Raw genomic sequence first — 11,799 nt, 5'->3', positions numbered from 1 at the left:
CCTCACGCCCGTGGGCACGTCACCGGTCGGCCAGCCCGAGCACGTCGAGCACCCACGCGTCCTCGTACGCGACCTCGCGCCAGCCCTCGTAGCGGCCCGAGACCCCGCCGTGCCCGGCGTGCATCTCGATCTTCAGCAGCGCGGGCGCCCCCGCGGCGCGCAGGCGCGCGACCCACTTCGCGGGCTCGACGTACAGCACGCGCGTGTCGTGGAACGACGTCACGGCGAGGATCCGCGGGTAGTGCGACGCGTCGTCGGGCACGTTCTCGTACGGGGTGTACGTGCGCATGTACCGGTAGACGTCGGGATCGTGCAGCGGGTCGCCCCACTCGTCCCACTCGACGACGGTGAGCGGGAGGGACGGGTCGAGGATCGAGGTGAGCGCGTCGACGAACGGCACCTGCGCGAGCACGCCCGCGAAGAGCTCGGGAGCGAGGTTCGTCACCGCGCCCATGAGCAGCCCGCCCGCCGAGCCGCCCTGCGCGACGAGCCGCTCCGGGCTCGTCCAGCCGGCGTCGACGAGGTGCCGCGCGACCGCGACGAAGTCCGTGAACGTGGTGCGCTTGGCGAGCGTCTTGCCCTCGTCGTACCAGCGGCGCCCCATCTCGCCCCCGCCGCGCACGTGCGCGACGGCGAACACGACCCCGCGGTCGAGCAGCGACAGGCGCGAGATCGAGAACCCCGGGTCGATGCTGATCTCGTACGACCCGTAGCCGTACAGCAGGAGCGGCGCCGGCTCGGCGCCCGTGCCCGTCGCGTCCAGCCCGACGGCGTCGCGCCGCCACACGAGCGACACCGGCACCTGCGTGCCGTCCTCGGCCGTGGCCCACTCGCGGCGCTGCACGTAGTCCGCGGCGTCGTAGCCGCCGAGCACGGGCTGCTGCTTGAGGAGCGTGAGCTCGTCGGTCTCGACCCGCAGGTCGTACACGGTCGACGGCGTGACGAAGCTCGTGTAGCTCAGCCGGACGTTCGGCTGGTCCCACTCGGGGTTCGCACCGAGCGCCGCGGTGTACAGCGGCTCGTCGAACGCGACCTCGTGCACGTGCCAGAGGTCGGTCGCGGGCGCCGGTGTGTCTCCTGTGCGGATCGGGGTCGGCAGGCCCGCGGGCCGCGGCGGCTCCGGGCTCGCGAGGTCGATCACGCCGACCCGCGAGAGCGCGTCGCGCCGGTAGGAGACGACGAGGTGCCCGGCGAACGCGTCCACGGCCTCGAGCCGGGTCGCGGGGTCGTGCGGCACGACGACGGTCGCGTCGCCCGGCCCGGCGGAGACTTCGGCGACACCGGTGACGACGAGCTCGAAGTTCTCCGCGCCGTCGTTGTGCAGGACGAGCAGGACGTCGCGCCCCTCCCCCAACCCGCCGAGCACGGGGTCGGCGACCGGATTCTCGTCAGGACGGTCGCCGACCGCGTGCTCGGCGGTCGGGAACCACGTGCTCGGCAGGACGGCGTGCTCGACCGTGTACTCGACGCCCTCGCGGCGCGGCCACACCACGCGCGCCTCGCCCGTCGGGTCGTCGGCGTCGATCAGCCACGTCTCGGACGTGATCTTCGAGCCCACGTCGATCTGCACGAACCGCTGCGAGCGCGAGACGCCCACCCCGACCCAGAACCGCTCGTCGGGCTCCTCGAAGACGACGACGTCCTGCGTCGCGGGCGTGCCCACCTCGTGGCGCCACACGCGCCAGGGCCGCCACGCGTCGTCGACCGTCGGGTAGAACACGTACCGCCCGTCCGGGGAGAAGACGGCGCCCGGGAACGTCCCCGGGACCTCGTCCACGAGGTCGGTGCCGGACTCCAGGTCGCGGACCCGCAGCGTGTAGCGCTCGTCGCCGACGACGTCGACCGCGTACGCGAGCCGCGTCCCGTCGGCCGAGACGTCGAACGACCCGAGCGAGAAGAACTCGTGGCCCTCGGCCTCGACGTTGTCGTCGAGGAGCACCTGCTCGCCCGGCACGGGCACGCCCGGCTCCAGCACGGGCGGCACCCAGGCCGACGGCGCGTCGCTGCCGAGGCTCGCGTCGATCGGGGCGCGGGCCCGGATCGGGTACTGCGACCCCTCGACCGTGCGCGCGTAGTACCAGTGCGCGCCCTGCCGCACCGGGACGGACAGGTCCGTCTCGAGCGTGCGGGCCTTGATCTCCTCGAAGATCCGCTCGCGCAGCGGCTCGAGGTGCGCGAGGCGCGCCTCGGTGTACGCGTTCTCGGCCTCGAGGTGCGCGACGACCTCGGGCGACTCCTTGTCCCGCAGCCACTCGTAGTCGTCGTCGACCGTCTCGCCGTGGTGCGTGCGCGGCGCGGGACGACGGGGGGCGACGGGCGCCTGCGGCATCTCGGCCGGCTCGGCCACCTCGGGCTCGGGAGAAGACGGCGTGGCGGGCTGCGTGAGGTCGTCGGGCATCTCGCCAGGGTAGTGCCGGGACCCGACGACATCAGCGCGTGAGCGTCCGTGCACCTCAGCCCAGGAGGGCGACCGTCTGCCCGTCCCAGCGCAGGAGCCGGCCCTGCACCGGGAGGAGCCCGCCCCAGCCGCCGTCGAGGTCCTCCGACCAGACGACCGACCCCGACGACAGCTCGAGCGCCACGACGCGCGAGCTCGCCCCCGTCGCGGGGTCGACGAGCACGAGGAAGGCGCAGCGCCCGTCGGTGAACGCCTGCGTCACCACGGCGCCGTGGCCGCGCTCGCCCGCGAGGTCGTCGACGAACCGCGACCACGTCTGCTCGCCCGACAGCGCGTCCAGCCCCAGGACCGTGCTCGCCGTCCCGACGACGGCCGTGCCCTCCGCGACGACGTACACGGCCTCGGGCACGCGGGCGCCGTCGAACGTCCACAGGCGCGCGCCCTGCTCGTCGTAGGCACGCAGAGCGATGCCGTCGCGCATGAGGAGCACGCCCGGAGCGGGGTCGTCGGTCGCCTGCGGGTCCAGGACCTCGCCCGGCACGTCGAGGAGCGGCGTCCCGTCCGGGTCGAGCACGCGGTCGGCGCGCAGCGCGCCGTCCGACCCCTGCCGGTCCGCGTCGAGGAGGAACCGCCCGCCCGCGAGCGGGACCGCGCCGTCGGTCGGGACGTCCGGGTCGTCGAGGCGCTCGCCGTCCGGCAGGAACGACGCCGCGACGCCGCACCCGCCCACGTCGACCAGGGTCTCCGTCGCGACGAGCAGCAGCCGCTCCGGGTCGACCTCCTCCCCGCCGGTCCCGGCGTGCCACGACGTGCACGACCACGGGACGTCCTGGAACGGCAGCTCGCGCCGCCAGCGCACCGCGCCCGTGGCGGCGTCCTCGAGCGTCACGACGACGTCCCGCCCCGCGACGCCGTCGACGGACTCGCCCGCGCCGGGGTCGACGGCGACGGGGGCACCGCTCGGCGCGCCCGGCTCGCCCACGCGCTCGGCCCGCACGAGGCCGCCGTCCGGGCCGGGGACGAGCAGCGCCCCCGCGGTCTCCGCCTGCCGCTGCCCGACGACCCGCCCGCGGGCGTCGAGCACCGTCACGGTCGCCGTGCCCTCCCCCGGCCGGGACGGCGGGCTGACGTCGTACCAGGACGGCGCGACCCCCGACCCGGCGACGCACACCACCGTGCGCGACGGCACGGCCGACCGCTCCCACGGGCTCCACGACCCGCACACGGCCTCGTCGCCGCCGGCCGGCACGCGCCACGCCTCGGCCCCCGTGTCGAGGTCGAGCGCCACCGCCTCGTCGCCGTCCACGGTGACGAGCAGGCCCGGGAGGAAGGCCGTCCCGCGGTCCGCCGCGGCGGGGGCGCGCCACTGCTCCGTCGGGGCGGTGTCGAGCGCGCGGACCGCGCCGCGCGCCGTCTCCAGCCGCTCCTGCGCGTCCCGGCTCGTCGCGGCGTCGACGACGAGCATCCCGCCGACGACGAGCACGACCACCCCGGTCGCGACCTCGACGGCCACGGCCCGACGGCGGCCGGGACCAGGCGGCGTCTTCGGCACCTCAGGGGGCGCCCCGGCCGACCGTGGTCCAGGACCGGGCGCACCAGGCGCACCGGGCGCTCCGGGCGCTCCGGGCGCTCCGGGCGCTCCGGGAGGCAGTGGAAAGGTCGTGCCGCGCGGCACGGCGTGCGGTCCGCCGAGCAGCACCGGGTGCGGCGCGTCGAGGAGGTCGAGGTCGTCGTCGACCCCGGCCGTGTCGACGAGCTCGAACGTCCGGCGGCCGTCGCCGCCGTCTCCCCGTCGGAGCGGCACCCCCTCAGCGTAGGCCGGTCGTCAACCGAGCCGGGCGATCTCCGACTGCCCGATCCGCAGGAGCCGTCCCTGGAGGGGAACGGGCCAGGAGCCCTCCTCCGGCCCGACACCACCGGACCACGCGACGTGACCGTCGGCGAGGTCGATCGCGAGAAGGTCCGTCCGCCCGTCGTCCTGGTAGGCGAGCAGGATCGCGCGCCGCCCGTCCGTGTAGGCGGTGTCCATCCAGCTGACGCTCCCGCCGGCCGCGGCCTCGACCGTCTCGCGGTCGAGGGACCAGCGCACCGTCCCCGTGGTCGCGTCGAGCCCGGTCATCCAGCCCGTGCTGGAACCCCCGGACACGACGACCGTGTCGTGCGTGGCGACGAGCACCGCCTCGGGCGCCACCACCTCCGACGAGCGCCACAGCTCGCTGCCGTCACCGTCGAACGCGACGAGCTCCCCCTCGGACCGGGCGAGGAGCGGCGCGTCCGAGCCGTCGCTCGAGCGCGGCACGAGGATCGGGCCGGGCGGCTCCCAGCGCACGGCGCCGTCCGCCGCAAGGACGGCGCGCGCCGCGTCGCGCGGTGCGGTCGCCGCCGAGCCCCAGGTGGAGGCATACCCCGACGGGTCGCGGTAGTACGTGCCGTCCGCGAGCGCGACGACTCCGTCCAGCGGGTTCTCCTGGTCGTCGAGGCGCTCGCCGCCCGGCGTGAACCACGCCGTGACGCCGCAGCCCTCGACACGAACGAGGTGCGTCTCGGTCGCCGCCCACAGGTTCTCGAGCTCCGCCCGGATCGTCTCCGTCCCGTCCGTCTCGGTCCAGCCGACGCACTGTCCTGACCCTTCGACGAACGGCACGTCGGCCTCCCAGCGCGTGTCGCCCGTGAGCGCGTCCTCGACGCGGACGACGGCGGGGCGCCCCAGGGGGAGGTCGGCGACCTCCGAGGTGGCCACGTCCTGCTCGACGACGGCGCCGTCGCCCGCGGGGACCTCGCCGACGCGCTGGGCCCGGAGGAGCGTGCCGTCGGTCCCGGGGATCGGCGCGCCGCCGGCGGACGTCGTGTCGCGGCGCCCGAGCACCTCGCCGTCCGCGGCGAGCACCGTGACCGCCCAGTCCGACGCGAGGACGCGGCCGGTCTCGGGGTCGAGCTGCAGGTCGGTCACGCCCCCGAGTCCGACGGCGTCCGACGACGGCGCCACGCACACGAGCGTCGAGGCGGGCTCACCGAAGGGCAGCGACCACAGCAGCTGGCCGCCGCACGACGCGTGGGCGCCGACGTCGACGCGCCAGCGCTCCGCCCCGTCGTCGAGCGAGCGGGCGACGGCGGTCCCGTCCTCGACCGTCACGACCGCCCCGGGCAGGAGCGCGAGCCCGCCCGAGACCTCGACGTCAGCCGTCCAGCGCTCGACGGGCGCGTCGGGCAGCGGCTCCAGGCCGCCGGGCGCGGCCCGCAGCCGCTCCACGTCGGCCCGGCCCTGCCACGCGTCGACCGCGAGCATGCCGCCCAGCACGAGCGCGACCCCCGCCGCGACCCCCGCGACGACCGCCGCAGGCCGTCCCCGCCGGGGCGGTCCGCCTTCGGCCGGGTCGCTCTCCGCCGCGTCGCTCTCTGCCGGGTCGTCCTCGGCCGGGTCGTCGTCGACCGACGCACGCCCGGGCGGGCCGTCGGGTCCCGCGGGACCGTCCGTCGCCCCGAGGGCGGCACGGACGCCCGCCGTCACGCCCGGCGTCCAGGTCGTGCCCACCGTCGCGCCGGACGGCACGCCGCGCGGCCCGCCCGGCGAGACCGGGCCCGGACCGCCGAGGGCGTCGTCGTCCGCGTCGACGTCCTCGGACTCGACCAGCTCGAAGGTCAGTCGGTCCCGGGCGTCACGTCGTCGGAGCGGCACGCGGCCAGCCTAGGCCAGCGCGCCCGACGGCGGACCGCCCCAGGCCATGCCCGACCCGGCCGGACGCGCCCGGCGGCGCGTCCGGCCGAGGACGGCGTGCCCGTCACGCGACGCCGAGGTACGCCTCCTTGATGCTCGAGTCCGCGAGCAGCTCGCGCCCGCCGCCGCTGCGCACGACCTCGCCCGTCTCGAGCACGTACGCGCGGTGCGAGCGCGACAGCGCCTGCTGCGCGTTCTGCTCGACGAGCAGCACCGTCGTCCCCTGCGCGTTGATCTCCGACACGATGCGGAAGATCTGCTGGATGACCATGGGCGCGAGCCCCATCGACGGCTCGTCGAGGAGCAGCAGCCGCGGCCGGGCCATGAGCGCGCGCCCGATCGCGAGCATCTGCTGCTCGCCGCCCGACATGGTGCCGCCCACCTGCTCCTTGCGCTCCGCGAGCCGCGGGAACAGGTCGAAGACGCGCTCGACCGTCTCGTCGTGCTCGGCCTTCGACGCGAACGTGCGCGCGTAGGCGCCCATCTCCAGGTTCTCGACGACCGTCATGCCGGGGAAGATGCCGCGGCCCTCGGGCGCCTGCACGATGCCCTCGAGCACGCGCAGGTGCGCCTTCATCTTCGTGATGTCCTTGCCGTCGAACAGCACCTTGCCCCGCGCTACCGGGCGGATGCCCGAGATGGCGCGCATCGTCGTGGTCTTCCCGGCGCCGTTGGCCCCGATGAGGGTGACGAGCTCGCCCTCCTCGACGGTGATCGAGATGCCGCGCACGGCCTCGATGCGCCCGTAGGCGACCGTCATGTCCTGCAGCTCAAGCAGGGGCATGGCCGCTGCCTCCTTCGGTGGTGGGGGCCGCGGGCCCGACGCCGTCCGGGCCGTCCAGCTCCTCGTCGGGCACGCCGAGGTAGGCCGCGACGACCTTGGGGTCGTTCGTGACCTCGTCGGGCGTGCCGTCCGCGATGACGCGCCCGAACTCGAGCACGACGATCCGGTCGGTCACCCCGCGCACGAGGCGCATGTCGTGCTCGATGAGCAGCACGGTGTAGCCGTCGTCGCGGATGTGGCGGATGAGGTCCATGAGGGACTCCTTCTCCGCCGGGTTGAAGCCGGCCGCCGGCTCGTCGAGGCACAGCAGCTTCGGCTCGGTCGCCAGGGCCCGCGCGATCTCGAGCCGGCGCTGGTCGCCGTACGAGAGGTTGCGCGCCTTCTCCGTCGCCCGCCCGCCGACGCCCACGAACTCGAGCAGCGCGAGCGCCCGGTCGATCGCGTCCCGCTCCTCGCGCCGGTGCCGCGGCGTGCGCAGCAGCGCCCCGGGGACCGACGTGCGGTGCCGCGCGTCCGACCCGACGACGACGTTCTCCAGCGCCGTCATCTCGTTGAACAGGCGGATGTTCTGGAACGTGCGGGCGATGCCGCGCTGCGTGATCCGGTAGCGCTTGAGCTTGCCCACCGGGGAGCCGTCGAAGACGACCTGCCCCTGGGTGGGCCGGTAGACGCCCGTCATCGCGTTGAACGCGGTCGTCTTGCCCGCGCCGTTCGGGCCGATGAGCCCGAGGATCTCACCGCGCCGGATGTCGAACGTCACGTCGTCGAGCGCGACGAGGCCGCCGAACTGGACCGTGACGTTCTGCATCTGGAGCAGCGGCTCGCCGACGCGTGCGTGGACCGTGCGGTCCGGTGCGACCATCGCGTCGACGAGCTCGGGGTTCGCGAGCTCGGGGCGCACGTCCGCGACGTCGACGACCGCCGGCTCCTCGAGGACGGCTCCGGGCATGTACAGGTCGGCACGCGAGGAGTCGGCGCGGCCCGACGACGCGAGGTGCTCGTCGCCGTGCTCGCCGCCCGCGCCGATGCCGCCGGGGTCGTGGGTGCTCATCGGGTCTCCTCCCCGGTCGTGGTGCCGTCTGCGCCGGTCCCGGTCGTCGTGCCCGTCGCGCGGGAGCCGCCCGACGCCGTGGCGACCGCCGGGGAGCCCGGGCGGGCGCCGTCGTCGGACCCGCCCCGCGTGACGGCCTGCGCCGCGCGGCGCGCGGCGACGTAGAGCTCGCGCCCGTAGGCGAGGAGCTTCTGCCGGACGGGGAGGAGCCCTTGCGGACGGAAGATCATGAGCACGACCAGCGCGATCCCGAAGAACAGGTACCGGTAGCTCGCGATCTCGTTGCCGTTGATCGGGATGCCGAACAGCTCCGTGCGGCCGAGGAAGAAGTTCGGCAGGTACACGATGATGAACGCACCGAGGATCACCCCGAGCTTGTTCCCCTGGCCGCCGAGCACGACGGCGCACAGGAAGAGCACGGAGTTGATGACGTTGAAGTTCGTCGGGATGACGAACTGGACCTGCCCGGCGTAGAGCGCGCCCGCGACACCACCGATCGACGCCCCGATGACGAACGCCCACAGCTTGAAGCGGAACGTGGGGACGCCCATGATCTCGGCCGCGTCCTCGTCCTCGCGGATCGCGACCCAGGCGCGCCCGACGCGCGAGCGCTCCAGGTTCCCCACGAGCAGCAGCGAGATGACGATGAACACGAGGCTCAGCCAGTACCACCACACGCCCGAGTTGAGCGTGCCCGCGGCGTTCCCCGCGGAGAAGACGCCGTTGGGCAGCTCCTCCGTGACGCCCACCCGGGGGTAGGCGACGCCGCGCAGGCCCTGGCCGCCGCCCGTCAGCTCGTCGAGGTTGTCCGCGAGGAGGCGGACGATCTCACCGAAGCCGAGCGTGACGATGGCGAGGTAGTCGCCGCGCAGGCGCAGCGTCGGCGAGCCGAGGATCAGCCCGGACAACGACGTGATCGCGACCGCGATCGGGAGCGCCGCGAGCCACGCCCAGTCCTTCGACAGCCACTCGTCGGTCTGGTTCCACGGGCTGTCGGGGCTCGTGAGGATCGCGACCGTGTACGCACCGATGGCGTAGAAGCCGACGTAGCCGAGGTCGAGGAGGCCCGCCTGGCCCACCACGACGTTGAGGCCGATGGCGATGAGCGCGATCATGCCGAACTGCGCCATCACCCCGCCGAAGTTGGTGCCCACCGTGGTGAGCACCGGGATGTTGAGGATCGGCACGAGCGCCAGGAAGATCAGGAACGGCACGCCGATCGCCCACTGCGTGGGCCGGGCCTGGGCGTCCCACCACAGGCGCAGCCGGTCGCCGACTCCGCTGTGCGGCCGGTCCTTCGTCGCGACGCGGCCGGCGGGCGGCATCGCGGTGGGGCGACCGCCGTCGGGCGCGGGGGCGGGTGCAGGTGTCGAGGTGCTCATGCGCGGGCCCTCCCCAGCGACTCCCCGAGGATGCCCGTCGGGCGGAACATCAGGACGATGATGAGGAGCGCGAACGCGACCACGTCGCGCCACTCCGTGCCGAACACGACCTGGCCGTAGTTCTCCATGACGCCGAGCAGCAGGCCACCGAGCAGCGCGCCGCGCAGGTTGCCGATGCCGCCGAGCACCGCAGCGCAGAACGCCTTGATGCCGAGGATGAAGCCGCCGGAGTAGATGATCCCGTTCGGCACGCGCAGCGTGTAGAGCAGCGCGGCCGCACCGGCGAGGATGCCGCCGATGAGGAACGTCAGCATGATGACGCGCTCGCGCGAGACGCCCATGAGGGTCGCGGTCACCGGGTCCTGCGCGACGGCGCGGATGCCGCGGCCGAACTTCGTCCGGTTGATGAACATGTCCGTCGCGAGCGCGAGGACCAGCGCCGACAGGATGATGACGAGCGTGATGTTCGTGACCGGCGCGCCGCCGATCGTGAACTGCACCTCGGGCTGGACGAGCCGGATCGGCTGCTGCGCGTTGACGCCGCCGAGCGTGCCGCCCGTGAGCTTCGGCAGCACGAAGTGCACGAACTCCTGGATGATGAACGACATCCCGATCGCGGTGATGAGGAAGACGAGCGCCGGTGCGCCGCGCCGTCGCAGCGGCCGGTACGCCACGCGTTCCAGCCCGACGGCGGCACCGCCCGCGACGAGCATCCCGCCGAGCATCGCGATGCCGAGGTAGAGCACCGTCAGGGCGATGCCCTTGTCGTACGCGTTCCCGCTCGGGTAGAAGCCGAGCAGCATGAGCGTCGCGTACTGCCCGAACATGCCGAGCATGAAGACCTCGGAGTGGGCGAAGTTGATGAGCCGCAGCACGCCGTAGACGAGCGTGTATCCGACGGCGACGAGCGCGTAGATCGCGCCGTAGGTGAGGCCCTCGATGGTGAGGCCCCAGAAGTTCCGGGCGAGGCCCGCGATGTTGAAGTCGATGAGGGACTGGTGGACGAGGGGGCCGGCGGTCGCGCTGTGCATCAGCGCGTCAGCAAGAGCGGGCATGACGCTCCCTGGTTCGTTCTCTGGGGTACGAGGTCGTGGTCCACGACGGGCGCCCCGCCGACCGGTCCCCGCGCGGGGCGGGGACGTCGGGGCGGGGCGCCCGTCGTCGTCGGACTACTGGACCTCGTAGATCCAGATGAGCGCGGAGGCGAGCTCGCCCGTGTCGTCCCACTCGTAGGCGCGGGCCAGGCCCTCGCCGGAGTAGTTCGCCACGTAGTCGATCAGGCCCGCACGGTCGGTCACGCCCGAGGCGATGCCCGTGAGCATGATCGTCGCGAGGTCGTAGCCCTCGACCGAGTACACGCCCGGCGCCTGGCCGTTCGTCTCCTCGTAGGTGGCCGCGAAGTCCTCCGGGGCCGGGCCGCACGGGCAGGAGAGGATCGCGCCCTTCGACGCGGCACCCGCCTGCGAGACGAACTGCGGGTCGTTCGTGCCGTCCGCCGAGACGAACGGGATGTCGACGCCGCCGTCGCGCAGGCCCTGCACGAACGGCGCGGCCTCCGCGTAGTAGCCGGCGTAGAAGACGGCGTCCGCGTCGGCGCCGGAGATGATCTGGACGGCGGCCGAGAAGTCCTTGTCGCCGGTCTTCACCTCGGCGGCGCAGTCCTCGTTCGCGGCGTCGCCCAGGCCCTCGGTGATCTGCTGGGCGAGGCCGATGCCGTAGTCCGAGTTGTCGGAGACGACGCAGACGCTGCCGAAGTCCTTCGTGTTGACGAGGTACTTCGCGACCGACGGGCCCTGGACGGCGTCGTTCGCGAGACCGCGGAAGAAGTTCGTCCAGCCGTTCTTCGTGAGGTCGGGGTTGGTCGCCGACGCCGTGAGCGACAGCAGGCCCGCCTGGTTGAACACGTCGCCCGTGGCGGCCGTCTCGCCCGAGAACGCGGGGCCGAGCAGACCGAGCACGCTCGCGTCGCCGACGATCTGCGGCGCGACCTGGGTCGCCTTCTGCGGGTCGCCCTCGGTGTCGAACGGCTTGAGCGTGACCTGGCAGCCCGGGTTCGCCTCGTTGAACGCGTCCACCGCGACCTGGGCGCCGTACTGGATGTTGAGTCCGAGCGCGGCGTTCGGGCCCGTGAGAGCTCCGGCCACCGCGATCGAGGTGCCCTCGGCGCACTCGGCGCTGCCGTCACCGGCGGGGTCCGCCGGGTTGCCGGCCGCGGTCGCCTCGACCTCGGCGCCGTCGATGTCGATCTGGACCGACGGGACGATGCTCAGGTCGGCCGAGCCGCCGCCGTCGTCGGTCTCGGTCGACGTCCCGGTCGTCTCGTCGCCGCCGCCCTGGGACTGGGGACCGCAGGCGGTGAGGACGAGGGTGGCCGCGAGGAGCAGGGCGGCACCCCCGCTCGCCCGTCGTGCTGTGCGATGCATGCCAACCTCCGTGGTCCTGATCCCCGCGGAGGCAGCCAAGCCGCCT

Annotated in this window: 8 protein-coding genes; all 8 read right to left on the bottom strand. The window is 74.0% G+C overall.

Annotation, left to right across the window (positions count from 1 at the left end; all coding sequences use genetic code 11):
* Positions 1-19: 19 nt before the first annotated feature.
* Positions 20-2,398, bottom strand: coding sequence for a S9 family peptidase (locus tag BXA05_RS06100; RefSeq protein WP_425291913.1), 2,379 nt, complete (start codon positions 2,396-2,398; stop codon positions 20-22).
* A 55-nt stretch (positions 2,399-2,453) separates the two neighbouring features.
* The gene (locus BXA05_RS06095) at positions 2,454-4,202 is read right to left on the bottom strand and encodes a BamB-related PQQ repeat family beta-propellar protein (RefSeq protein WP_143311065.1); all 1,749 of its coding nucleotides are present in this window, start codon (positions 4,200-4,202) and stop codon (positions 2,454-2,456) included.
* Positions 4,203-4,223: 21 nt separating this feature from the next.
* On the bottom strand, positions 4,224-6,074 hold the full coding sequence (locus tag BXA05_RS06090; RefSeq protein WP_076404318.1) for a BamB-related PQQ repeat family beta-propellar protein: 1,851 nt from the start codon (positions 6,072-6,074) through the stop codon (positions 4,224-4,226).
* 103 nt (positions 6,075-6,177) lie between these two features.
* Entirely contained in the window at positions 6,178-6,897 is a 720-nt protein-coding gene (locus BXA05_RS06085) for an ABC transporter ATP-binding protein (RefSeq protein ID WP_021483127.1), read from the bottom strand.
* Positions 6,884-7,948 (bottom strand): ABC transporter ATP-binding protein, encoded by a 1,065-nt coding sequence (locus BXA05_RS06080; RefSeq protein ID WP_083711550.1) that lies wholly within the window; start codon positions 7,946-7,948, stop codon positions 6,884-6,886. Before BXA05_RS06080 ends, BXA05_RS06085 begins: the two co-directional genes overlap by 14 nt.
* Positions 7,945-9,330 carry a branched-chain amino acid ABC transporter permease gene (locus tag BXA05_RS06075; RefSeq protein ID WP_240949494.1) on the bottom strand — a complete coding sequence of 462 codons (1,386 nt, stop codon included), beginning with the start codon at positions 9,328-9,330 and terminating at the stop codon, positions 7,945-7,947. The genes BXA05_RS06080 and BXA05_RS06075 overlap by 4 nt, the downstream gene beginning before the upstream one ends.
* Positions 9,327-10,385 carry a branched-chain amino acid ABC transporter permease gene (locus BXA05_RS06070; RefSeq protein WP_043657230.1) on the bottom strand — a complete coding sequence of 353 codons (1,059 nt, stop codon included), beginning with the start codon at positions 10,383-10,385 and terminating at the stop codon, positions 9,327-9,329. The genes BXA05_RS06075 and BXA05_RS06070 overlap by 4 nt, the downstream gene beginning before the upstream one ends.
* A gap of 114 nt (positions 10,386-10,499) precedes the next feature.
* Positions 10,500-11,753: a branched-chain amino acid ABC transporter substrate-binding protein gene (locus BXA05_RS06065; protein WP_076404317.1), complete on the bottom strand. Its 1,254-nt coding sequence runs from the start codon at positions 11,751-11,753 to the stop codon at positions 10,500-10,502.
* Between the last annotated feature and the right edge of the window lie 46 nt (positions 11,754-11,799).

The organism is Cellulosimicrobium funkei, assembly GCF_900155925.1.
Lineage (GTDB): Bacteria > Actinomycetota > Actinomycetes > Actinomycetales > Cellulomonadaceae > Cellulosimicrobium > Cellulosimicrobium funkei.
Note: the sequence above shows the minus strand (reverse complement) of the source record. Positions and strands in the feature narration are given on the sequence as shown.